The sequence below is a fragment of the Rhodopseudomonas sp. genome (assembly GCF_013377015.1).
Taxonomy (GTDB): Bacteria; Pseudomonadota; Alphaproteobacteria; order Rhizobiales; family Xanthobacteraceae; genus JARJEH01.
On record NZ_JACABA010000001.1, the window covers coordinates 1403037 to 1425557 of the forward strand.

General features: G+C 63.8%; 21 protein-coding genes. 8 read left to right on the top strand and 13 right to left on the bottom strand.

What is annotated here, in order from left to right; all coding sequences use genetic code 11:
• Positions 1-46: 46 nt before the first annotated feature.
• Entirely contained in the window at positions 47-325 is a 279-nt protein-coding gene (locus HXX15_RS06680) for a GlsB/YeaQ/YmgE family stress response membrane protein (protein WP_296513954.1), read from the top strand.
• Positions 326-443: 118 nt separating this feature from the next.
• On the opposite strand, the gene HXX15_RS06685 is transcribed toward HXX15_RS06680, so the two are convergent.
• Positions 444-1226 (bottom strand): SDR family oxidoreductase, encoded by a 783-nt coding sequence (locus HXX15_RS06685; protein WP_296513956.1) that lies wholly within the window; start codon positions 1224-1226, stop codon positions 444-446.
• 285 nt (positions 1227-1511) lie between these two features.
• On the opposite strand from HXX15_RS06685, the gene HXX15_RS06690 reads away from it, so the two are divergent.
• The 3 genes from HXX15_RS06690 (at position 1512) to HXX15_RS06700 (ending at position 4644) form a co-directional block, all read left to right on the top strand.
• A complete protein-coding gene (locus tag HXX15_RS06690) occupies positions 1512-2576 on the top strand; it encodes an acyl-CoA dehydrogenase family protein (RefSeq protein WP_296513958.1) in 1065 nt (354 codons plus the stop codon).
• A gap of 24 nt (positions 2577-2600) precedes the next feature.
• Positions 2601-3761: an acyl-CoA dehydrogenase family protein gene (locus HXX15_RS06695; RefSeq protein WP_296513960.1), complete on the top strand. Its 1161-nt coding sequence runs from the start codon at positions 2601-2603 to the stop codon at positions 3759-3761.
• Positions 3762-3837: 76 nt separating this feature from the next.
• Entirely contained in the window at positions 3838-4644 is an 807-nt protein-coding gene (locus tag HXX15_RS06700) for an enoyl-CoA hydratase/isomerase family protein (protein WP_296513961.1), read from the top strand.
• Between the two features lie 105 nt (positions 4645-4749).
• On the opposite strand, the gene HXX15_RS06705 is transcribed toward HXX15_RS06700, so the two are convergent.
• The 5 genes from HXX15_RS06705 to HXX15_RS06725 form a co-directional block, all read right to left on the bottom strand.
• On the bottom strand, positions 4750-6882 hold the full coding sequence (locus HXX15_RS06705) for an acetate--CoA ligase family protein (RefSeq protein ID WP_296513963.1): 2133 nt from the start codon (positions 6880-6882) through the stop codon (positions 4750-4752).
• Complete coding sequence (locus tag HXX15_RS06710) at positions 6879-7643, bottom strand: hypothetical protein (protein ID WP_296513965.1); 765 nt, start codon at positions 7641-7643, stop codon at positions 6879-6881. The genes HXX15_RS06705 and HXX15_RS06710 overlap by 4 nt, the downstream gene beginning before the upstream one ends.
• A gap of 1 nt (position 7644) precedes the next feature.
• Entirely contained in the window at positions 7645-8433 is a 789-nt protein-coding gene (locus tag HXX15_RS06715) for an enoyl-CoA hydratase (protein ID WP_296513968.1), read from the bottom strand.
• 147 nt (positions 8434-8580) lie between these two features.
• Positions 8581-9795 carry an ABC transporter substrate-binding protein gene (locus HXX15_RS06720; protein WP_296513970.1) on the bottom strand — a complete coding sequence of 405 codons (1215 nt, stop codon included), beginning with the start codon at positions 9793-9795 and terminating at the stop codon, positions 8581-8583.
• A gap of 155 nt (positions 9796-9950) precedes the next feature.
• Positions 9951-10364, bottom strand: coding sequence for a VOC family protein (locus tag HXX15_RS06725; RefSeq protein ID WP_296513973.1), 414 nt, complete (start codon positions 10362-10364; stop codon positions 9951-9953).
• Positions 10365-10480: 116 nt separating this feature from the next.
• On the opposite strand from HXX15_RS06725, the gene HXX15_RS06730 reads away from it, so the two are divergent.
• Both HXX15_RS06730 and HXX15_RS06735 read left to right on the top strand, forming a co-directional pair.
• Positions 10481-11227: a thermonuclease family protein gene (locus tag HXX15_RS06730; RefSeq protein WP_296513975.1), complete on the top strand. Its 747-nt coding sequence runs from the start codon at positions 10481-10483 to the stop codon at positions 11225-11227.
• Positions 11228-11309: 82 nt separating this feature from the next.
• Positions 11310-12737: a M48 family metalloprotease gene (locus HXX15_RS06735; RefSeq protein WP_296514876.1), complete on the top strand. Its 1428-nt coding sequence runs from the start codon at positions 11310-11312 to the stop codon at positions 12735-12737.
• A 185-nt stretch (positions 12738-12922) separates the two neighbouring features.
• Here the strand turns inward: HXX15_RS06735 and HXX15_RS06740 are convergent, their stop codons facing one another.
• From HXX15_RS06740 to HXX15_RS06765, 6 genes are all read right to left on the bottom strand, one after another.
• Positions 12923-13663, bottom strand: a complete 741-nt coding sequence (locus HXX15_RS06740) for a hypothetical protein (protein ID WP_296513978.1) — start codon at positions 13661-13663, stop codon at positions 12923-12925.
• A 182-nt stretch (positions 13664-13845) separates the two neighbouring features.
• Positions 13846-14838: a CarD family transcriptional regulator gene (locus HXX15_RS06745; RefSeq protein WP_296513980.1), complete on the bottom strand. Its 993-nt coding sequence runs from the start codon at positions 14836-14838 to the stop codon at positions 13846-13848.
• 236 nt (positions 14839-15074) lie between these two features.
• Complete coding sequence (gene fdxA, locus HXX15_RS06750) at positions 15075-15413, bottom strand: ferredoxin FdxA (RefSeq protein ID WP_296513982.1); 339 nt, start codon at positions 15411-15413, stop codon at positions 15075-15077.
• A gap of 73 nt (positions 15414-15486) precedes the next feature.
• On the bottom strand, positions 15487-15756 hold the full coding sequence (locus tag HXX15_RS06755; RefSeq protein WP_296513986.1) for an RNA-binding S4 domain-containing protein: 270 nt from the start codon (positions 15754-15756) through the stop codon (positions 15487-15489).
• 91 nt (positions 15757-15847) lie between these two features.
• Positions 15848-19246, bottom strand: coding sequence for a helicase-related protein (locus tag HXX15_RS06760; protein WP_296513989.1), 3399 nt, complete (start codon positions 19244-19246; stop codon positions 15848-15850).
• A gap of 362 nt (positions 19247-19608) precedes the next feature.
• The gene (locus HXX15_RS06765) at positions 19609-20439 is read right to left on the bottom strand and encodes a DUF3108 domain-containing protein (protein ID WP_296513992.1); all 831 of its coding nucleotides are present in this window, start codon (positions 20437-20439) and stop codon (positions 19609-19611) included.
• Between the two features lie 313 nt (positions 20440-20752).
• Between HXX15_RS06765 and rpmB the strand changes: the two genes are divergently transcribed.
• Together rpmB and HXX15_RS06775 are read left to right on the top strand one after the other, a co-directional pair.
• The gene (gene rpmB / locus HXX15_RS06770; protein WP_296513995.1) at positions 20753-21067 is read left to right on the top strand and encodes a 50S ribosomal protein L28; all 315 of its coding nucleotides are present in this window, start codon (positions 20753-20755) and stop codon (positions 21065-21067) included.
• A gap of 531 nt (positions 21068-21598) precedes the next feature.
• Complete coding sequence (locus HXX15_RS06775; RefSeq protein WP_296513997.1) at positions 21599-21763, top strand: hypothetical protein; 165 nt, start codon at positions 21599-21601, stop codon at positions 21761-21763.
• 34 nt (positions 21764-21797) lie between these two features.
• Here HXX15_RS06775 and HXX15_RS06780 read toward each other — a convergent pair whose 3' ends face one another.
• Positions 21798-22208 carry a hypothetical protein gene (locus HXX15_RS06780; protein ID WP_296514000.1) on the bottom strand — a complete coding sequence of 137 codons (411 nt, stop codon included), beginning with the start codon at positions 22206-22208 and terminating at the stop codon, positions 21798-21800.
• Positions 22209-22521: the final 313 nt, after the last annotated feature.

Here is a 22521-nt window from a genome sequence, read left to right on the forward strand (position 1 = left end):
CCGAATTCGTTGCTGATTGCCGCAATCTCAGGAAAGGACGACCGCCATGAGTGGCATTCTCTGGATCATCCTCGTCGGCTTCGTCGCGGGCATCATTGCGCGACTGATTTCTCCCGGCCCGAACAATCCCGCCGGTTTCCTGCTGACCACCATGCTGGGGATTGCCGGGGCGTTCCTCGCTACCTTCATCGGCCAGGCGATCGGGCATTACGGCCCGAATCAGGGTGCCGGCTTCATCACCGCAACGCTCGGCGCGCTGATCGTGCTGTTCATCTGGAACCGGCTGGTGGCCCGACGGATGATCTCTGATCCCGGTAACAGGTAAGCCTCTCAGTCGTCATTGCGAGCGAAGCGACGAAGCAATCCAGGAGCCGAGCGCCCGGTATCCCGGATTGCTTGGCTTCGCTCGCAATGACGGATTCAACCGCTCGCGCGCCGAACGCTCAGCCCACCAGATGCAATCCTGAATCCATCCGGACCAGCTCGCCGGTCATGTTGCTCGATTGCGGCGTTGCCAGGAAGCACACCAGCGCTGCGACGTCCTCGGCGGTCGATGCGACCTTGAGCGGCACCTTCGCTGTCACCATTTCGCGAACCTGCTTAGCCCCCTCGACGCCGCGGCCCTTGGTGAACCACGGCGTATCGATATAGCCCGGGCAGACCGTGTTGACGCGGATCAGCGGTGCCAGCGCGCGCGCCAGCGACAGCGTCATCGAATTCAGCGCCCCCTTGCTCGCCACATAGGCGATCGACGACCCAACGCCGCTGATGCCCGCGATCGACGAGACGTTCACCACCGCCGAGGCGCGGCCCGACGCATTGGCGCCGGCCTCCAGCAACGCCCGCGCGGCGCGGACCATCTGGAACGGTCCGATCGTGTTGACCGCGAACAGCCGCTGAAAATCCTCCGCCGACAGCCCGTCGAGATTGCCATGCGCCATATGCTTGGTGGTCCCGGCATTGTTGATCAGCGCGTCGAGCCGGCCCCATGGCGCCGCCGCCGCGACGATCCGCTTGCAATCGTCATCCTTGGAGACGTCGCCCTGCACCACGATCACTTCACCACCCGCGCTGCGGCAGGAATCGGCGGTCTGCTCGGCTTCCTTCTGGCTCGACGAATAATTGACGACGATCCGCGCACCATCCTTGGCCAGACTTGCCGCGGTGGCGGCACCCAGGCCGGACGCCGATCCGGTGACGATCACACACAATCCGTCCTTCGACATCTGCACTCCCTGCGGTGTTGTTTCGAGCTGACTTCGCCGTGACGGGAATCCACCATATTCGCTGCGAAGTCGAGAGCAAGTTTGGCAAAGCCCGCACTGCGGAATAAGTGCGCGAACGCCGCTCGCCGGCCGCGCCCGCATGCCCTCGCCGCAGGGCGATCTGCCGACAACGGCGCTTGTCATCGCGAGAGCTTTTCCGCATCATGCCGCGCAACAACAATGGCAGCACCCCATGCCCGGCAGCGATTTGCCGAATGAGATGTGCTTGTGCGAACGGGGAACGCGGTGACGGAGAGCGAGAATATTGTCGCCGAGACTGCGGAACGAATTTTCGCGGACCTCGCGGACGCGCAGACCATCAACGGCAGCAAGGACGGGGCCTGGAAGGGTCCGCTGTGGCATGCGCTGGCCGAGGCCGGGCTGCCGCTGAGCTGGGTGCCGGAGGATTGCGACGGCTCCGGCGCGTCACTCGCGGAAGGTTTTGGCGTGCTGAGCGCGGCCGGGCGTTCCGCGCTGGCGGTGCCGCTCGCCGAGACCATGCTGGCGGGCTGGCTGCTGGCGCAAGCGAAGATCGCCTCGCCCTCCGACACCATGACCGTTGCGCCGGCCAATCCGAAGGATCGCATCGCGCTGAATGCCGACGGCACGCTGTCGGGTCGCGCGCGCGGCGTTCCATTTGCCAAGGGCGCGCGATTCATCGCGGTTCTGGCGCACGGCGCCGATGGCATTGCGATCGCACTGGTCGCGATCGCGTCCTGCCGGATCGATCCCGGGCTCAATCTCGCCGACGATCCGTCCGACACCGTGATCTTCAACAACGCCAAGCCGCTGGTGCTGAAGCCTGCGCCGGCCGGCTTCGACCAGACTGCGCTGATGCTGATGGGGGCGGTGACGCGCAGCCTGCAGATCGCCGGCGCGCTGGAATCGATGCTTGAGATCAGCGTGCGCTATTCCAACGAGCGCGTCGCGTTCGAGAAGAAGATTTCGAAATTCCAGGCGGTGCAGCACAATCTGGCGAAGCTCGCGGGCGAGACTTCCGCGGCGCTGGCCGCCGCAAGTTCGGCCGCCGACGCCATCGCCAATGCGGAGGCGTTCGACGACGCGCTGTTTCTAGAAGCCGCCGCAGCGAAAATCCGTTGCGCTGAAGCCGCCGAAAAGGGCGCCGCAATCGCCCATCAGGTGCACGGCGCGATCGGCTTCACCCAGGAGCATATCCTGCATCGCTACAGCTTGCGGGCGCTGGCCTGGCGCGACGATTTCGGCCACGAGAGCCATTGGGGCGTTGAACTCGGCAAACTGGTCGCGGCGCGCGGCGCCGACGAATTGTGGCCGCTGGTGGCGTCGCGCTGATACGCCTAGAGGGACGAGACCAACATGACCGCAGCCCTTCGCTTCGATCCGATCCGCCTGCCGCCCGAATGCGAGGTGCTGCGCCAGGAAGTCCGCGCGTTTCTCGCCGACGAGATCGCCGCCGGCACCTTCGATCCGCACAAGCCGCAACGCGAAGACTCCGACGCGCCGGAATTTTCCCGCCGGGTCGGCGAGCGCGGCTGGCTCGGCATGACCTGGCCGAAGAAATATGGCGGCCACGAGCGCAGCTTTCTGGAGCGCTACGTGGTGACCGAGGAGATGCGGGTCGCCAACGCGCCGACCCGCCGCTTCTTCGTCGCCGACCGGCAAAGCGGCCCGGTGCTGCTGAAATACGCCCCCGAGCATATCAAGATGGATATCCTGCCGCGGATCTGCCGCGGCGAGGTGTGTTTCTCGATCGGCATGAGCGAACCGAATTCCGGATCCGACCTGTTCGCCGCCAAGACCAAGGCCACCAAGACCGACGGCGGCTTCCTGATCAATGGCAGCAAGATATGGACCACCTCGGCGCATATCGCCGACTACATGATCGCGATCTTCCGGACCTCGCCGTCGACCAAGGAAAACCGCCGCCACGGCCTGACCCAATTCCTGGTCGACATGAAAAGCCCGGGAATCAAGGTCAATCCGATCGCGCAGATGACGGGCCTATACGAATTCAACGAGGTGGTGTTCGAGGACGTGTTCGTTCCCGACGACCACATGCTCGGCGAGATCGACGGAGCCTGGAAGCAGGCGACCTCCGAACTCGCCTATGAACGCTCCGGGCCGGAGCGCTTCCTGGAAACCTACTACGTGCTGACTGAGCTAGTCCGCGCGGTGGGGCCGAATCCCGATAGCCGTGGCGCCGAAGGCATCGGCCGGCTGGTGGCGCAGCTGCACACCATGCGGCGGATGTCGGTATCGGTCGCCGGCATGCTGCAAGCCGGCCGCGAGCCGGTAGTGGAAGCCTCTATCGTCAAGGACATCGGCACGATCTGGGAACAGCAGCTGCCGCATCGGGTGCGGGAACTCGCAGCCTTCGTCGATTCGGATGCGTCGAATCACGCTACCCTCGACGAGCAATTGGCGTTCGCGATCAAGACCGCACCGAAGCTGACGATCCAGGGCGGCACCACCGAGGTGTTGCGCGGCATCATCGCGCGCGGACTCGGCCTGCGCTAGTGCCGCGGCAACGCGGTCGTAGCGGTAGCGCGCGGCGGCTGACACGACTTTCAACGACATGATGACCGGAGAGACCATGACCAGCTATAAAGACATCGGCGTCGAAACCAATGGCCACGTCGCCATCATCGAGATCCGCAAGCCGCCGTTCAACTTTTTCGACATCATGCTGATCCAGCAGATCGCCAATGCGCTCGACGAGATCGACGCCGATCCGGAAATCCGCGCCACCGTGCTGTGCGCGGAAGGCAAGGCGTTCTGCGCCGGCGCCGATTTCGGCGATCCGAAACGCAAGGAAACCGAGGCGGCCGCCAAGAGCGGCGATCCCGCCGACAATCTCGGCTCGATCGGGCACCTTTATACGGAAGCGGTGCGGATCTTCCGCGCCAAGAAGCCGATCGTCGCCGCGGTGCAAGGCGCCGCGATCGGCGGCGGACTTGGGCTCGCGGTGTCGGCGGATTTTCGCGTCACCTGTTCGGAGGCACGGTTCGCGGCGAATTTCACCAAGCTCGGCTTTCATCCTGGCTTCGGCCTAACCGTGACGCTGCCCGAACTCGTCGGCAAGAACAACGCCGAACTGATGTTCTACACCAGCCGCCGTCTCACCGGCGAGGACGCCTTCAAGATCGGGCTCGCCAATCTTTTGGTGCCGCAGAACCAGGTGCGCGCCGAGGCGCTGAAGCTCGCGCGCGAGATCGCCGAATGCTCGCCGCTCGGCCTGCTATCGACGCGGGCGACGATGCGCGGCGGTCTCGCCGACCGCGTCATGGCCGCCACCAAGCACGAACTCGCCGAACAGACCTGGCTGCGCGCCACCGACGACTTCAAGGAAGGCGTCAAGGCTACCGAGGAACGCCGCGTCGCGAATTTCAAGGGACGGTGAGGCTGCCCTCATGGTGAGGAGGCGCTGTTGCGCCGTCTCGAACCATGAGAGCATGCGGCCCATCCTTCGAGACGCGGCCCAACAGGGCCGCTCCTCAGGATGAGGTCATTTTCGTTGAAGGTCAGTCGTGGTCAGCACCACCAGCGCGTCGACGATGGTGACGCCTTCGCCGACCGGATGCACCAGCACCGGGTTGAGTTCGATCTCGGCAATCTGATCGCGAGCGGTCGATGCGAGCTGCGAGATCTGCGCGATCAGTTCCGCCAGCGCACCGACGTCCGCTTTCGGCGCGCCGCGAAAGCCGTGCAGCAGCGGCGCGGCTTTCAACCCGTCGAGCATCGCGCGCGCATCCGCCGTGCTGACCGGCGCCGGCCGCCAGACCACATCCTTGAACAACTCGGTGATGACGCCGCCGAGGCCGACCATGACCATCGGCCCGAACGTCACGTCCTGCAGGGTACCGATAATGATCTCGACGCCCTTGCTCGCCATCGGCGCCACCAGCACGCCCTGGATCGCTGCGCTGGGCCGATGGGCGCTGGCATTTGCCAGCAGCGCGTCGTAAGCGGCCAGCGCCTGCTCCATGGTTGCGATGTTGACGCGTACGCCACCTACCTCGCTCTTGTGCGCAATGTCGCGGGACTGGATCTTCATCACCAGCGGAAAGTCCGCGCCGGCCATCGCGGCGGTGAGCCCGGCCTTTTCCTCGACAAGAATCTCGTCCGGCAGCGCAACGCCGGCGGCGCGCAGCAATCGCTTACTGTCGTATTCGGACAGCGCGCCGCCTGACAAATGGCGCGACAGATCGAGCGGCGTTGACGGCGAAATCTCGGGCTCCGCCGATAGAATGAACCGGCTGTGCTGCACCAGTTGACGGAGCGCGACGGCGATATGGGTCAGACCCGACAGCACTACGACGCCGGATTCGGCGAGGCCCTTGCGGGCGAAGTTCGACGGCAACGTGTAGGAATAGAACACCACCGGCTTGTTCTGCGCGCCCATCAGCGGCGTCAACTCGGCAGCCTTGAACGGCATCCTCGTTTCGCTCGACAGCGAGATCACCACCAGGATGATGTCGATCTCATCGGAGGCGTCGAGCAGGTCGATGGTCTTCTGCAGCCCGCCGCTGTGCACCGCCTGCGCGGTGATGTCGACCGGATTGCGCGCAGAGCCGTAGGACGGAATCAGCGCGCGGATCGACGCCTGCAACGGCTCGGAGAGTTCGGGCACCTGCAGGCCCTGGGCGCAGACTGCGTCGGCGCCCCAGATTCCCGCGCCGCCCGACACCGTGACCACCGCGACCCGGTCGCCCCGCGGCAGCGGCGACGTGGTCAGCACCGCGGCGATAGCGACCGCTTCGTCGAGATCGTTGGAAACAATGAAGCCGTATTTGGCGAACACCGCGTCATAGGCCGCGGTCCATCCGGCCATGCTGGCGGTGTGCGAGGCCGCGGCGCGCTCGCCGGCGCCTGAGCGGCCGACCTTGGTGACGATCACCGGCTTGCCCGCTTCCGCGGCGCGCCGCGCCGCCGCCAGGAATTTCTCGGTGTCGCGAATGCCCTCGACAAACAGCAGGATCACGTCGGTCGAGGGGTCCTGCACCAGGTAGTCGAGGCATTCGCCGGCGCCAAGATCGGATTCATTGCCGGTCGAGATCACGTTGCTGAGCGCGATGCCCAGCGCACGGGCGCGGTTGTAGAACGCAAAGCCGATCCCGCCGGACTGCGCGACGATCCCGATCCGCCGCGTCGTCGCCAGCAGCCGCGGCGCATCCGGCTTGACGTCGACGGTCGGGCTGAAGGTCGCGGCGATCTGCTTCGGCTCGTTGAAAAACCCTTCGGCGTTCGGCCCCGAAATCCGCATCCCGGTCGCGCGCGCGAAGTCGGCGATCGCCTGCTGCATGGCGATGCCGTCGCCGCCTTCCTCGCCGAAGCCCGACGAAATGATCACCGCATTCGGTATCTTGGCATCGGCGCATTCGCGTAGCGCGCCAAGGACGGCGCGGGCCGGAATGATCACGATCGCAAGATCGATCGGCCGGCCGATTGCCGCGACCGAGGGATAGCAGGCCAAGCCGCCGATATCCGGATAGTTGGGATTGACCGGATAGATCTCGCCCGGAAATTCGTTCTTGCGCAGGAAATTCAGCAGCAAGCCCGGAATCTTCACCGGGTCGCGCGACGCCCCGATGATCGCAATACTGGACGGCGAAAACAACGAGTCGAGCGGATGCGTCACGCGACGAGCCGGAAGTCGACGCCGGCCAGCGCGAAAGAATCGCCGGAGATCTCGAGCCCCTTCGCCCGGGCGGCCTCACGAACGCGCGTCACGTCGCTCACCCTGAACGTCAGTGCAGTCATCGCGTCACGGCTGCCTTCGACGAAGTGAAATGTGCAATTGACTAACACGATCTCGGCGTCGCCATTGGCGCCCGTGGTTGCCGGGATCCCGACGATGCGGCCCCAATGCTGCGCGAGGTCGTGCGGATCGGGGCTTTGCATTTCGACCGCGACGAGTGCCTGCGTCACATCCTTGCGGATCGCCTGCTGCCAGTCGGGCCCGGCCGGCGGATAAGGGCCGAGGATGTCGTCGCTGCCCGCTGTGTGGTTGAACTCGATGAAAGCGGCGCGGCAATCGCGCGGATGCAGTTGCACGCCATGATACGGCGCGTGATCGATCACGTTGGCGATGCGGACGCCGAGCGCCTCAGCGGCGCGCCCGCGCGCGTCGGGATCGGCGCAGGAAAAAATCGCCATGTAGCCGCCACGGCCGCCGGTTCGTTCGATGAAGCGGCCGGCCGCGGTGCCCGGCTGTGTCGGCGCCACCACTTCCAAGAGCGTGGTGTCGACCGGCAGCAGCGCGTTCTCAAGGCCGTATTTGGCGACGTTACCGTCGCGGTAACAGATCCGCAGCCCCATGATCGCCGCGATGTCGCTCACCACCGGTTCGAGGCTGGGAGCGACCAGACAGATCTGGCGCAGCCGAAGCGTGTCGGTCATCTCACTGGCCCTGAAACACCGGCGCGCGCTTCTCCACGAAGGCGGCGGCGGCTTCCTTGTGATCGGCGGTGTCGCCGCAGCGCGAATGATGCATCGCCTCGGCGTCGAAGCAGGCTTCCAGCGACAGCTCCTCGGCATTGTTGATGTTGCGCTTGACGTAGCCGAGCGTCACGCTCGGCCCCTGCGCCAGCGACAGCGCCAACTGATGCGCTGCCGCGCCGACCTCGGCGTCGGGCACAACGCGCGTCACCATGCCGAGCGCCAGCGCCTCGCGTGCGCTCAGCACCGGCGAGGTCAGATAGAGTTCGCGCGCCTTGGCGCTGCCGAGCATCTTGGTCAGGAAATAGGTGCCACCGTAATCGCCGGACAGCCCGACCTTGGCGAAGGCGGTGGTGATCTTGGCGGATTCGCCGGCGACGCGCAGATCGCAAGCCAGCGCCATCGACAGACCGGCGCCCGCCGCGGCGCCGTCGATTTGCGCCACCACCGGCTTTGGCATCTGATGCAGGATGCGAGACACTTCCATGCCGCGCCGCAGATTGGCGAGCTTGGCCTCGAACGGCAGCGGGGCGCGGCTCTCCGCCATCGACTTGACGTCGCCGCCGACGCAGAACGTGCCGCCGGCGCCCTTGAACAGCACGGCGCGAACCTCATGGTCCTCCGCGGCGCGCCGCGCCGCTGCCACCAGGCCCACAACCATGTCGGCGTTAAGCGCGTTGCGACGGTCGGATCGGTTCATGGTGATGGTCAGCAGTCCATGCTCGAGATGCTGGAGGACAATGTCGGTCATTGGGATTTGCCTTCGTGATTATTGTTGTTGTGCAAATGCTGACTCAGAATCCCGTCATTGCGAGCGAGGCGAAGCAATCCAGGGGCTGCAAGCGAAGACTGGATTACTTCGTCGCAAGAGCTCCTCGCAATGACGTCGTTCCGCGCCCTACTTCTTCAGCAGCGGGCAGCGCGATTGCGCCAGCGGCTGGAACGCTTCGTCGCCGGGCACGGTTGCGAGCAGCTTGTAGTCGTCCCAGCGACCCTTCGATTCCGACGGCTTCTTCACCTCGAACAGATACATGTCGTGCACCATCCGGCCGTCTTCGCGAATCCGACCGTTCTTGGCGAAGAAATCGTTGATCGGCGTCGCCTTCATGATCTTCATCACCGCGGCGGCGTCGGTACTCCCTGCGGCCTTCACCGCTTTCAGATAATGCGTAACGGAGGAGTACACCCCGGCCTGGGCCGAGGTCGGCACCCGTTTGGTGCGCTCCATGAACCGCTTCGAAAAAGCGCGGGTCTCGTCGTCGAGATCCCAATAGAATGCTTCGGCGAGCAGCAATCCCTGCGCGGTCTCCAGCCCTACGCTGTCGATGTCGGTGACGAAGGCCAATAGCGGCGACAGCTTCTGCCCGCTCTTGGTGAGACCGAATTCGGCGGCCTGCTTGATCGCGTTGATGGTGTCGCCGCCGGCATTGGCGAGGCCGACCACCTTCGCCTTCGAGCTTTGCGCCTGCAGCAGAAACGACGAGAAGTCCGAGGTATTGAGCGGATGCTTGACGCCGCCGACCACCTTGCCGCCGGCCTTCACCACCACATTGGTGGTGTCCTTCTCGAGATCCTGCCCGAAGGCGTAATCCGCGGTCAGGAAGAACCAGGTGTCGAGGCCCTGCTTGACGGCGGCCAAACCGGTAGTGTTGGCCTGCGCGAAAGTGTCGAACACATAGTGCACCGTATAGGGGCCGCAGGCTTCGTTGCTCAGCCGGATCGATCCCGGTCCGTTGAACATCGCGATCTTGTTGCGCGCCTTGGCGATCTCGCCCGCCGCCAGCGCGGTGGCGGAGGCGGCCACGTCGATGATTGCCTCGACGCCCTGATTGTCCAGCATATCGCGCGCGATGCTGGCGGCAAGGTCGGCCTTGTTGAGATGGTCCGCGGCGATGATCTCGATCTTGCGGCCGAGCACCGAACCGCCGAAATCCTCCGCCGCCATCTTCGCCGCGGTCTCGCTGCCGGAACCGGTGATGTCGGCGTAGAGACCGGACATGTCGAGGATCGCGCCGAGCTTCAGTGGCGGCGCAGTTTGCGCGAGCGCCGTGGTGCCGGCCGTCAGCAACAGCGACGCAAGTAGAGCGGATCGGAGTCTTTCGACTTTCTTCATTGCTTCCTCCCGCGACCGGCGCTGCTTTGTCCGCGCTGCGCATCTGATCGTTGCGACGATCATGCCGCATCGAATCGCCAGCGGCAAGCGACGCGCTTTTTCCGCAAAGTGGAATGACCGTCAGCGAGTGCGGCGAACGCCGATCATGGCGTCGTTCACGTCAGCAGCCCCTTTCCTGGAACGTGATTGAGCTCCAGCCTGATGCCGTCGGGATCTTCGAACAGCAGCGAGTAATATCCCGGCGCCCACTGATCCTCGCGCGGCGCGCGGATGATCGTGGTGCCGATCGTACACAGAAAGCCGTACAGCTCGTCGACGTCGGCGCGTTCGCGGGCGCGGAAACACAGATGATGCAGTCCGGCACGGCCTTGTTCGAAGGCGGCGCCGGCGTGTTCCGGCGCGGGCGCGCGGATCGCAACGGCGGTGCGTCCGCCGACGCAGTAGAACGTCTGAGCGTCGTCGATCATCGGCTTCATGCCGAGAAATGACAGCAGCTTGCGATAGAACTCCCGCGAGCGTTCGAAATTCGCTGCCGTCAGAAAAATGTGCGCAATGCCGTTGACTTCCATCGGTGTCCCCTCCATGGCCTGCGCGGATTGTATCAGCCTATGATATTCGGCCGGCCGTGCGCCGCGCCAAGAATTTGATGCCTACGATGATGGTATCTCGCAACAGGCTGCTTGCGATGGCCGTGACATCCTGGGTCATCGCCGCGATCACCAATCGGGCGACAGCCGCGGGCTGCAGTTTTGCGCCGCAAGGCGAAGGCCGGGTCGCGGCGGTGCTCGATTCGCGCAGCTTCCGCATGCAGGACGGCCGCGAGGTGAAGCTCGCAGGCATCGAGCCGGCGACGACGCCGCGCGATGGTATCGCCGCATTGGCGGAGATCGTCGCCGGGCAGGAGGTGACGCTGCGCGGCGACAGCGACGCGCCGGATCGTTACGGCCGGCAGCTCGCCTTCGTGTTGGCCGGGTCCGAGGAGCGATCCGTGCAGGGCCAGTTGCTTTCCCGCGGCCAGGCGCTGGTCGCTGCCGACGTCGCGGCGGCCGACTGCAGGACCGAGCTGCTCGCAGCCGAGGCTAGGGCCAGGCTGGAGAAACAAGGAATCTGGGCGGATTCGACGGTCATAAAAAACGCCGAAAATCCGGGCGATATTCTGTCCCGGATGGGGCAGTTCACGCTGGTCGAGGGCCGCGTCGTGTCGGTGCGGCAAGCTGGCGCGACGGTTTATCTGAATTTCGGCCGGCGCTGGACACGAGACTTCACCGTGACTATTTCAAGGCGCATGTTAGCATCGTTCGAGGCGCAGGGGGTCAACCCTAAGTCCCTCGAAGGAAAGCGAATTCGGGTCCGTGGCTGGATCGAGGGGCGCGGCGGGCCGCGGATCGAGGTGCGACAGGTGGGACAAATCGAATTGGCGGGCGGGACCTAGCGACCTGCAGAGAGCAACAACCGTGACGGGAATTGAGGGACGGCGCAAGTCATCGAGGGGCCGCCGATTTTTGGCTGCGCCCATGGTGCTGTGCGCCGCTCTGACACTTGCCAGTTGCGGCGACCTGAGCCGGTTTCAGGTCGCCGCACCGTCGTCCGCCCCGGTGAAGCCGGCTCGGCCCGCAGCCCAGACCCCGGCCGCCGAACGCGAGCACGAGCGGATCCTCGCCTCCTATGGCGGCGCCTATGACGACCCGCGGCTGGAAGAGCTGATCACCAAGACGGTCGACCGGCTGGTGGCGGCGTCCGAGCGGCCGGATCTCGCCTACAGGGTCACCATCCTGAATTCCGGTGCCGTCAACGCCTTCGCGCTGCCGACCGGGCAGCTCTACGTCACTCGCGGACTGATCGCGCTCGCCAGCGACACCTCGGAATTGTCCTCGGTGCTGTCGCACGAGATGGCGCATGTGCTGGCCAAGCATGCCTCGATCCGCGAGGACCAGGCGCGGCAGGCCGCGATCGTGACCCGCGTGATGACCGACATGGGTAACGATCCGGATCTCTCGGCGCTAGCGCTGGCGAAATCCAAACTGACGATGGCGAGCTTTTCGCGGCAGCAGGAATTCGAAGCCGACGGGATCGGGGTGGGGATTTCGGCGCGGGCGCAATTCGACCCCTATGGCGCCGCGCGCTTCCTGACCGCGATGGAACGCAACGCCGCGATGAAGGCCGGCCGCGGCTCCGGCGACCCGCGCTCGCAGGACTTTCTGTCGTCGCATCCGGCGACGCCGGAGCGGGTTCAGAACGCCCAGGCGAACGCCCGACAGTACTCCTCGCCGCAGGGCGGCGAGCGCGACCGCGAGGCCTATCTCGCCGCGATCGACAACATCGTTTACGGCGAGGACCCGAGCGAAGGCTTCGTCCGCGGCCGGCGCTTCCTGCATCCCAAGCTCGGCTTCACCTTCCAGGCGCCGGACTCCTTCACGCTCGACAACACCGCGCAGGCGGTGATCGGCGTGCGCGAGGGTGGCAACCAGGCGATGCGCTTCGATGTGGTCAGGGTGCCGGCGGAACAAAGCCTCGGCGACTACCTGAATTCCGGCTGGATGGAGAATGTCGACAAGGCCTCGACCGAGGATCTGACCATCAATGGTTTCCCCGCGGCGTCGGCCGTCGCCCATGGCGAGCAGTGGCAGTTCAAGGTCTACGCGCTGCGGTTCGGCAGCGACGTCTATCGCTTCATCTTCGCCGCCAAGCAGAAGACCACCGAGAGTGATCGCAATGCGCGCGAGACCGTCGGCTCGTTCCGCCGGCTGACGCTGGATGAAATTCAGGCGGCGCGCCCGCTGCGCATCAAGATCATCACGGTGCAACCAGGCGACACTGTGGAGTCGCTGGCGCACCGCATGGCCGGAGTCGACCGGCCGATGGACCGGTTTCGTCTACTGAACGGGCTCGATGCCCATGCCACCGTGAAGCCACGCGACCGCGTCAAGATCGTGGTGGATTGAGCCGCAGCGAATCTGTAGCCCGGATGGAGCGCGGCGAAATCCGGGACGGACGTATAGGAAGCGCGGCCGCCGGAAACCACGGGGGTGTGGGTGATTGTCAGACCGTGGACAATTGAAGCCCTCCTAAGAGAGCCTTGTCCTTTAGTGGGGGAGCCCGGATTTGCTAGGGAGCCCCGTTTATTGACTTAAGGCGTGACTGCCCGAAAGCAGGCCTCGATATCGGTTCTAGCTTTTTCGACCTGTTTGACTAGATCCTGTAATTTTATCGCAAGAGGGTGCCTGCTACGATCCCAATTATATTGAGAGAAATCCTCCCCTTTGGGAATGCGCATGGCGGGTATCGAAATAACTACTGCGCTGAATCTTGAACACTGCTGACGGAAGCTGGCTATCACTTTCTCCGCCAGGGGCCGGTCACGTTCGGGCAAATTGCCCGCGATTTCCTTGATGTATGCTGACTGTTCATCAAAAGGACGTTTCACAACGGCTCTAACGCCTTCTGGCGTGTCGAGTTGGTCGGAAAGAATTATATCAAGCGGCGTGATTGTGGAAGCCAGCACGGCCGTAATCTTCTCTCTTACAAGTGAAAATTCTGCGTTGGACAGGTTCAGTCCCAGGTCTCTAACCTTCTGCGACAGAGTTTCTTGCTCGGCGTTGAGCGCGGCGACCTGTTTCTCCGCCACCGCCTTCTTGTCGGCAAGCTCGCGCAGGGTAGATTGCGCCGTGTTGACCGAGAGCTGAAGCTGCTGCTCCCGTAACTCCAATCCTGCTATCCGCTGATTGCGAATGGCCAGCTCGGATTGCAGATAGGAAACCAAAGCCTGCGATGTGGTGGAAAAGAAAAGTCCATAAATGGCAAGCGCAGCCAGCGCCAACGCGCATAAAGCCGAAATCCACTGCGGGACGTTTCCCCATTCGAGCTTCATAAATCACCAAAAAGAGTCCCCGAAGGGGCTAGCGTAAGGTGAGCGTTATACAAGCCTTCGTAATTCCCGTTCGGCGTTGCTGCATTGGAATCCTCTGAGATTATCAGGATGTATGCGAGCGCCCAGCAAAAAGCCCGGCCTTTCGGGCCGGGCTTTGAATAAGTTTGCCGTTGCCGGGGGACTTATGCTGCCTCGTCGGCCACCGCGGCGTCATCGCCATCGACGTCAGCATCGGCGTCCGATTCGGCCTCGGCCTTGGCGCCGCGGCGCGGGCTCTTGGCGAGCTGGCCTTCGACCTCCTTGACCGCCTCGGTCTCGGTGACGTGCTGCACCACCGCGATTTCCCGCGACAGCCGATCGAGCGCAGCTTCATAGAGCTGCCGCTCGCTGTAGGACTGCTCAGGCTGCGAGTCCGACCGATACAGGTCGCGCACCACTTCGGCGATCGCCACGATATCTCCGGAATTGATCTTGGCTTCGTATTCCTGCGCCCGGCGCGACCACATCGTCCGCTTCACCCGCGCGCGGCCCTTCAGGGTTTCCAGCGCCCGCTTCACCAGCGCCGGCTCCGACAGCTTGCGCATGCCGACATTGGCGACCTTGGCGGTCGGCACCCGCAACGTCATCTTGTCCTTCATGAAATTAATCACGAACAGTTCAAGCTTGGCGCCCGCGATCTCCTGCTCCTCGATCGCCAGAATCTGGCCGACGCCATGCGCCGGATAGACCACGAATTCATTGGTTTTGAATCCCTGGCGCTGCGTCAAAACCTTCTTCGGCTCCTCGACCTTCGGCTGAACCGCCACGGGCTTCGCCGCCGGCTTGGTCGCGACTGCGGGCTTGGCCGCAACCGGCTTGACCGCAGCCTTCGGCGCAGTCTTCGCGGCATCAGCCTTGCCAGGCGATTTGGCGGGGGCGGCCTTCGATACGGTCGCCTTCACGGCAGTCTTGGCAGTCTTGCTGGGCATTGCACTTCTTTTGTTTTTGGAGGACTTGAAGGCCGCAGCCTTGGAAGCTGAAGCCTTGGAAGCTGAAACTTTGGCAGCCGTAGCCTTGGTGGTGGTCCGGGTCTCTTTAACAGAAGTCCGGGAACGGCTTTTCGTTGCACCGCGGCTGGCCGCAGACGCAGTCTTCGCACCCTTCGAAACACTCTTTTTACGCGTTTTCTGTGACACAGCCTGCGCGTGGAGTTCCCACGCCCCTGTTCGTTGTTTTTCTCGGGAACATGTCCTGGCCGCAAACCGGCATGCCAAGAACTCGAATGTACCTATAATAGCACATTTCCCGCAAAAATCAATGATTTATGACGAATTGCGCATCCCCGTAATGCTCCGGGGCGCGACAAGATCGAACAAGGTTAAGCTGCTCGGAAGAACCGCCGGGTCACGAAAGAATCAATCGCGCGAAGAACTCAGTCGCCGGTGCCGGGCTCCGGCGAGAAGTACTTGTCGAATTTTCCGTCCTGCCCCTCGAAGTCCTTGGCGTCCGCAGGAGCTTCCTTCTTTTGGGTAATGTTGGGCCAAGTCTTGGAATATTCGGTATTCACCTCGAGCCATTTCTCCAGGCCCGGCTCGGTATCCGGCTTGATGGCGTCGGCCGGGCATTCGGGTTCGCAGACACCGCAATCGATGCATTCATCCGGATGGATCACCAGCATGTTGTCGCCCTCGTAGAAACAGTCCACGGGACAGACTTCGACGCAGTCGGTGTATTTGCACTTGATGCACGCTTCAGTGACGACGTAAGTCATCCAAGGCTCCGAGACAGTATAATTTTGAGCATGTGGGTAGCGCAGGAGGCACTCAGCCGCAAGTGACCTGCCGCTATTCTTGGCGTTCCTGCAATTCGGTATAAAGTACGGTTGCGCTGGACGCGTTTCCGCGCTTCTCGGCAAAACCCGCGACTCTGAGGATGCGCACCGTGCGATCCAGACCGACGGTGACGACGTCGCCGAGCTTCACCGAATGCCCCGGCGCTCGCTCGCGAACCCCATTGATCCGGACGTGACCGGCCTCGACGAGGGCGGCGGCGCTGGTTCGGGCTTTCACCACCCGGGCATGCCAAAGCCATTTATCGAGACGCTGGCGCTCCAAGCAACACCATTTCGTACGGCTATTGTGACCCACTCAGCCACGAGTCACAGCGCGGGACCACATTGCAACCGCGCCACCTCCACCACCAGTGCTAATCCTTGCGGTTGGCGGTGAGCTGTTCCTTCAATGCCGCCAGCTTGGCGAACGGCGAGTTGGGATCGATCGGGCGATCGCGTTCACGCGGCGGTGCGCTGCTGGCGACCTGGCGATGCGAGCTGCGGTCGCCGCCATTGCTGTCCCGTCCGCCCTTCGGCCCACTCTGGAACTTGTCCCGGTCCCTGCCCTTGCCCTGGAACCGTTCACGCGGAGGACGCGGTCTATTGTCCCTGGCGTTGCCGGAGTCCTGCGGTGCCGCGCCGTCGGCGGCGGGGGCGGTCTCGACGGCCCCCTCAGGGCGCGGGCGCCGGAATTCCGGCTTGCGATCGCGCCGTCCGCGATCCGGGCGGTCGCGCTTGGCCGCCTCGCCGGCCTCGCCTTCGCCGGCAGCCGCTGTGGCTCCCGGCTGGGAACGATCCTGGTTGCGGTAGCGGCTACGATCATGACGGGGGCGCTGCTCGTCCGAACGACCGCCGGGCCGCCAGACCTCGATCAACTCCGGCGCGGCAGCCACCGTCTCCGGCTGGATCGCGGCATCGGAGCTGACTTCGGCTGTTGAAATAGCTGCTGTATCAGTCGCTGCGGCCTGTTCGTGCTGGGGCGCTTCCGCCGCATCGGCCTCAACGGACGCTTCGGCCAGGGCGACGTCCGCTGCCGGCATGGTCGCCGGATCCGACTGCGCTTCGACTGGCGCTGTCGCGACAATCTCAGCCGGTTGCTCCGACTCGGCAACGCTCGCGGCAACAATTTCGGTCGCGTCATTGGTGATATCGGCGATATCGGCGGTCTCGATCGCAACCGCGGGCTCCAGCGCGATCGCGCCAGCCATGATCGCCAAGTCTTCGGCGGAAAACTCACTCTGAACCGGGGTTTCCGGCGTCGACGTCGCTACAGTCGCTGCCTCTGCCTTCGGCGGCGCCGGCGGCAGCGGCGGTTTCTTTTCCATGCGATAGCCGAGCGCACGCAGGATCGAGGCGAAATCCTCGCCCGCGGACCCGGTCAGCGACGTCATCGCCTGGGTGACGATAAAGCCCCGGCCGTCGAATGCGCTGGCCGGCTTTTCGCCAGAGGAGCCTTCGCGCCACGACAGCGCCGGGCGAATCAGGTCGGCCAACCGCTCCAGAATATCGACGCGAACGGCGCGCTCACCGCATTGCCGATAGCCCAGCGTGCGATAGGCATCGCGATCGAGCGACTTGTCGACCGGGAACGAGGTCCGGCCGGAGCCGGCCAGATGCTGCGCGCCGGACAGCGCCGACATGTCGACATTGTCCTGCTTCTGCGCCCACAGCAGCGACGCCAAGGCGCGCGCTGCCGGCTTCAACAGCGCTGGCATATAGATGTGATAGGCGCCGAACCGGATGCCGTATTTGCGCAAAGTGGCGCGCGAGGGCTGGTCGAGATCCTTCATCTCGGCCGCGATCTTCTGCCGCTCGATCACGCCGAGCGCCTCGATCAGCTGGAACGCGATACCGCGAGCGATGCCGATGACGTCCTCGGCCTTGGCGAGGTCGAACAGCGGCCCGAGCAGCTTTTCGATATGAGTCTTCAGCCACAGATCGAGCCGGGCCTGCACCGCGTCGCGCGGCGCCCCGGTCAGGCGGTCGTCGGCGACGATGCGCAAGCGCGGATGCAACACGTCGTCGGCCGCCACCAGCCTGGCCACCGCATCGCCGGTCCAGCGTACGGTACCATCGGAGGCCAGCACGAATTGTTCGTCGGGCGCGCTCGCCAATTTCTCGGCGCGGGCGTCGATCTCGCCGGCCAGGGCCTTCAGCGCGGTCGCCTGCAAGGCCTTCGCATCCGAGCCAGCTTCAGCGGCGTCAGGCGCGAATGTGAACCCGTCGAGGCGGCCAATGACATGGCCCTCCACGATCACTTCGCCAGTTTTACCAATTTCCGTATTCAACATCGTGTTTTCCCGCAGGCGGCGCATCAATACACTGGTCCGACGATCAACGAAACGCTCCGTGAGCCGTTCGTGCAATGCATCTGACAATTTATTTTCGACATCCCGCGAAATTCCCTGCCAATGTTCGGGGTCCGCGAGCCAATCCGGCCGATTGGCAACAAAGGTCCAAGTCCGGATCTGTGCGATCCGGCCCGACAGCGTGTCGATGCCGCCGTCGGTTCGATCCGCCTGTTCGATTTGGGCAGCGAACCAGCTATCCGGAATCTTGCCCCTTTGCATCAGAAAACCGTACAGCGTCGTCACCAGTTCGGCGTGCGCGGCTGGCGCGATCTTGCGATAGTCCGGAATCTGGCAGGCGTCCCAGAGCCGCTCCACCGCGGCGCCGCCATGGGCCATATCGCGAACATCGGCGTCGCGCGCAGCATGTTCGAGCACCCGCAGGTCCTCGGCGATCGGCGCGCGGGTCAGGGCCTCATGGGTGGGCGTCTCGGCTAGCGACACCTGCAGCGCGCCTAGCGAGGAAAAATCCAGCTTCGCATTCCGCCATTGCAGCATCTTGACGCTGTCAAAGGTGTGATTCTGCAACGCGTTGACCAGTTCGGGCTCGAATGGCGCGCAGCGTCCGGTGGTGCCGAAAGTGCCGTCGCGGGTGGCCCGGCCGGCCCGCCCTGCGATCTGCGCGAATTCCGACGGGGTTAGGCGGCGAAACTGATAACCATCATATTTGCGGTCGGACGCGAAGGCGACGTGATCGACGTCGAGATTGAGGCCCATGCCGACGGCGTCCGTGGCGACCAGATAATCGACGTCGCCGGATTGGAACATCGCCACCTGGGCGTTGCGGGTGCGAGGCGACAGCGACCCCAGCACCACGGCGGCACCGCCGTGCTGGCGCTTGATCAGTTCGGCAATGGCGTAGACTTCGTCGGCCGAGAACGCGACGATCGCGGTCCGACGCGGCTGCCGGGTGATCTTGCGGTCGCCGGCGAATTCCAACTGCGACAGCCGCGGCCGGGTGACGATACTGGCACCCGGCAACAACCGCTCGATGATGGGACGCATTGTCGCAGCACCCAGCAGCAGCGTTTCATCACGGCCGCGACGATTGAGGATGCGGTCAGTGAAGACGTGGCCGCGCTCGAGATCGGCGGCAATCTGGATTTCGTCGACCGCCAGAAACGAGACGTCAAGATCACGCGGCATCGCCTCCACTGTGGAGACCCAATAGCGCGCCTTGGGCGGCTTGATCTTCTCTTCGCCGGTGACCAGCGCGACCGCGCTCTCTCCTACCCGAGCCACGATCTTGTTGTAGACCTCGCGCGCCAACAGCCGCAGCGGCAATCCGATCACGCCGGAGGAATGCGCCACCATCCGTTCGATCGCCAGATGGGTCTTGCCGGTGTTGGTGGGGCCGAGCACCGCGGTCACACCGGCGCCGGGCGCACGACCGTTAGTAAACGACTCTGAATAGGAAGAAGCCATCTTATTGAGTTTCTGCGTCGGTTGCGGTCAGATCTGTTTCACTATGCGACGCATCCGAGGTCGCGGCTTAAGCTTTGGAACGAGTCCGGAACGAATCGCGCCCGAATCGGTGACTCGACACTCCCCGGTTTCGTTCACCGCAATATCTCGCGCCGGCTTGCCCCCGAGGCACCAGATCGGGTGACCTACGGTGCCAAGGTACGCAAAATCACGGCAACCGACCTGGCGACCATGCGTTCGGCGAATGCGCCGGGAGTCAACATGATTCCTTGGACGATCGGTTGTGACCTGATTGCCACGAACGACGCCGGAAGACGGCCACGGCGCCTGCTGGGTCTGCCGGGTCCGATGACAGTGTCTTCCTATTGGGTCTTGGAGGCCGATTTCGGCGGGCTGGCCGTGGTGACGAACTGGGTCGCTTCGAGCACTGCGTTGCCGAGTGGCGTCGGGATCTTGACCCTGAACGGCACCAGCACGCGGGTGCCGGCGATCGGCACCAGCCAGACTTCCATATTGCGTTGCTCGATCAGATATTTGATCGCGGCGCGGTCCGGGATGTAGCCGGAGATCGGCGTGAAATACAGCGCGCACACCACGGCGGGGCCATGATAGCCCTTGTCCGCCTTCACGGTTTCGATCCGCTTGAAGTCGAACTTCAAATCATAGCGCATCCGACCGTCGAAGACCGGCGTCGAGGCGTGGCAGGCAGCGGCGTTGACCGGATCGCCGGTGCCGGGCGCCAGCAGGAAGGATCCGGTCATCGGATCGAACACGCCAAGGCGGTGCGCCTCGACGACCGGGATGCGGTCGGCATCCACCGGCGGCTCCGGCTCGATCGCGGACTCCTTCACATTGCCGCCGACCAGCGTCATCCGGATCGATTCGGTCTTCTTCTTCGATGTGGTGGACGCGGCATAGCTCGTCGGCACCAACTGACCGTTGGTGATCCGGCCCTGCGACTCGCCGGTTCCATGGCCGCCGGAGAATACCTGCAACAGTCCGGAAGTGCCTCCGCTGGCCGACGCCGAATACTGATCGACGTCGATCTCAATCACCCAGGCGCCCTTCCCGATCGGAATTCCCGCCAGCGACGCCTCATAACGCGCGTCAAGGACGCCCTGCGCCACGGCCTTGCCGACCGGCGCCGCAAACCAGAGCGCAAGCGCCAGCACCGGAACGGCTCGCAGGGTCATTGGCAACTTGTGGGAACTGATCACTGACGGGCGGTCCTGCCTGGCACGCATCACGCGCGCCTCGATCGAACACATCATTTCGGTACCGAATGCGTCCTTTATATGATGCTATATGGTTGAGGGCACGGGTGAAACCGCTTTGACGCCGCGGCGGTGAGGCGGCCGGCGGGAGGTCTTGCCGAGCGGCGCGGCGCGGCTGGCAACTTGACGCTGGACGCCGTCCCGCTTATAGGTCCGCGGTTCCTGAAATGGACGTGATTTATAACCCCCGCGCCTGCTAGTGGGCCGGCGGGGATGACAGAGGATTTTCGCCATGTCCCGGCGCTGCGAACTGACCGCCAAGGGTGTCCAAGTGGGCAACAAGGTCAGCCACTCGAATATCAAGACCAAGCGACGGTTTCTGCCCAACCTGGTCAACGTCACCTTCCTGTCCGACGCGCTGGGCCGCCCGGTTCGGCTTCGGGTCTCGACCAATGCACTGAAGAGCGTCGACCATCGCGGCGGGCTCGATGCCTTTCTGCTGAAGGCCAAGGACGCCGAACTGTCGCAGAAGGCCGTCGACCTCAAGCGCGCGATCGCCAAGAAGAAGGCCGCCGAGCCCGCCGCCCCGATCGCCGTCGCGAGCTGAGACTTCGGCGCGACTGATCGATTGCTGAATTTCAAAGCCGGCCGGGTCGTAAGGACCCGGCCGGCTTTGCTTTGGGAGAGAACGGTCAGGAGTGTGAACGCGGTTCGATCAATGACCCTTAGTTGAAGACTGCCGGTACCCCCGTCGCGCCGAACTCGGCCTCCAATTCGGACTGCGCGCTGAGTTCTTCCTGTTCGACTCTCGCGCTTGGACAATCGCCAACTTCGCGCGGCTGTTTGGTTGCCTCGCAACACTGAATGCACCGACGAGAAGTCTCGCCGCTCCTTTCCGGAGCGAATCGTCGGGCAACCTGCGATTATCAAGTACCTATGCCGGTGGCTGGTATGCAGAAGTGCAGCGATTGCAGCGCACCTAGGTAGTGATACGGAGGTTGCGAGCGTCGCTCAGAGTCCGGAACCGGACCGACAAAATGAACGCTATCCTCGTAGAATTACCCAATCATCGTATTGCGACCGGCAGCGGTGAGTGAGAGTGAGTTGGACTCTCTCCTGTTCTATTGGGGAGCCGCCCATGAATGAAGATAATCTGGACGAGAACCTGAAATTGTTCCGGCAGCTGCTGTGCGGTGCTCTTCCCGATGAGGAGCGCCGCGTGCTGACGCAGTTGATCAAATGTCTCGACGCGCAGGAGCGCACCGAGGTCAAGCGAGCCGAGCCCGCAGAGGCGTTGAGCTGACCCCGTGGACCGGCACGAGTAGCCCGAAGGCGCATTAGCGTTGCACTCGAGAGGAACCGTCGTGCGGACTCAGGAAGCGGCAATCTCTCGAATATTGCGCTGAGCCGCCGATCGCCTTGACCTGCATCGTATAGCTCAGTTTCGCCGGTACTTGCGACTTCGGCGGGAATTTCAGCGTGGTATGGCCCTGGCTCGGCCCGCGCGAACTGACCAGATAGGCATCCACCACGCAGGCGATCGGGCGGTCGCACTCGTTCTGGAAATTCATGGTAAAGGTGAATTTGCGGCCCTCCTCGCGATAGTCCGTGGAGACATCGGCGATGCACTGCGTCGCCGACAACGGACTGGCCTCCTCGGCAGCCAAGGTTGGTGCCGACTGCAGCGGCATAACGGCGGCGATCGTAAGAAGCGACTGCAAGAACGGCCGTATGGACACCTCCGGCATCGATTTGCTCCACGGTTGCGACGGTATTTGGTCGCACCGCAGCATGGGCGGGTTCGATCGCAGCAGCCCGAAGTGCGGCCAGCCCGCCCCACAACGCCCGTAGTTCTACCAAGGACACATCGTTCGTCGAATCACGTAGTTTAACGAGGCGAAGGGTGATCTGATCGGTTGCACACTGGCGATCTCCAACCGGCCGCAACGGCAAACCGCAAGATGCAGGCACCACCCAACAGCGAACGCGGCGCCGATGCCGGCGCCGCCGCCTTCGGAATGCGATCCGCCGCAGCGGACGGTTTCCTGTGGCCGAAGACGC

What these genes read in the sequence shown, in the direction of transcription:
- HXX15_RS06765 (WP_296513992.1), bottom strand. Translation starts at nt 20,439, where the DNA reads ATGACCCTGCGAGCCGTTCCGGTGCTGGCGCTTGCGCTCTGGTTTGCG.
- HXX15_RS06685 (WP_296513956.1), bottom strand. Translation starts at nt 1,226, where the DNA reads ATGTCGAAGGACGGATTGTGTGTGATCGTCACCGGATCGGCGTCCGGC.
- fdxA (WP_296513982.1), bottom strand. Translation starts at nt 15,413, where the DNA reads ATGACTTACGTCGTCACTGAAGCGTGCATCAAGTGCAAATACACCGAC.
- HXX15_RS06715 (WP_296513968.1), bottom strand. Translation starts at nt 8,433, where the DNA reads ATGACCGACATTGTCCTCCAGCATCTCGAGCATGGACTGCTGACCATC.
- HXX15_RS06725 (WP_296513973.1), bottom strand. Translation starts at nt 10,364, where the DNA reads ATGGAAGTCAACGGCATTGCGCACATTTTTCTGACGGCAGCGAATTTC.
- HXX15_RS06775 (WP_296513997.1), top strand. Translation starts at nt 21,599, where the DNA reads ATGAATGAAGATAATCTGGACGAGAACCTGAAATTGTTCCGGCAGCTG.
- HXX15_RS06720 (WP_296513970.1), bottom strand. Translation starts at nt 9,795, where the DNA reads ATGAAGAAAGTCGAAAGACTCCGATCCGCTCTACTTGCGTCGCTGTTG.
- HXX15_RS06760 (WP_296513989.1), bottom strand. Translation starts at nt 19,246, where the DNA reads ATGGCTTCTTCCTATTCAGAGTCGTTTACTAACGGTCGTGCGCCCGGC.
- HXX15_RS06730 (WP_296513975.1), top strand. Translation starts at nt 10,481, where the DNA reads ATGGCCGTGACATCCTGGGTCATCGCCGCGATCACCAATCGGGCGACA.
- HXX15_RS06780 (WP_296514000.1), bottom strand. Translation starts at nt 22,208, where the DNA reads ATGCCGGAGGTGTCCATACGGCCGTTCTTGCAGTCGCTTCTTACGATC.
- HXX15_RS06695 (WP_296513960.1), top strand. Translation starts at nt 2,601, where the DNA reads ATGACCGCAGCCCTTCGCTTCGATCCGATCCGCCTGCCGCCCGAATGC.
- rpmB (WP_296513995.1), top strand. Translation starts at nt 20,753, where the DNA reads ATGTCCCGGCGCTGCGAACTGACCGCCAAGGGTGTCCAAGTGGGCAAC.
- HXX15_RS06710 (WP_296513965.1), bottom strand. Translation starts at nt 7,643, where the DNA reads ATGACCGACACGCTTCGGCTGCGCCAGATCTGTCTGGTCGCTCCCAGC.
- HXX15_RS06700 (WP_296513961.1), top strand. Translation starts at nt 3,838, where the DNA reads ATGACCAGCTATAAAGACATCGGCGTCGAAACCAATGGCCACGTCGCC.
- HXX15_RS06735 (WP_296514876.1), top strand. Translation starts at nt 11,310, where the DNA reads ATGGTGCTGTGCGCCGCTCTGACACTTGCCAGTTGCGGCGACCTGAGC.
- HXX15_RS06740 (WP_296513978.1), bottom strand. Translation starts at nt 13,663, where the DNA reads ATGAAGCTCGAATGGGGAAACGTCCCGCAGTGGATTTCGGCTTTATGC.
- HXX15_RS06680 (WP_296513954.1), top strand. Translation starts at nt 47, where the DNA reads ATGAGTGGCATTCTCTGGATCATCCTCGTCGGCTTCGTCGCGGGCATC.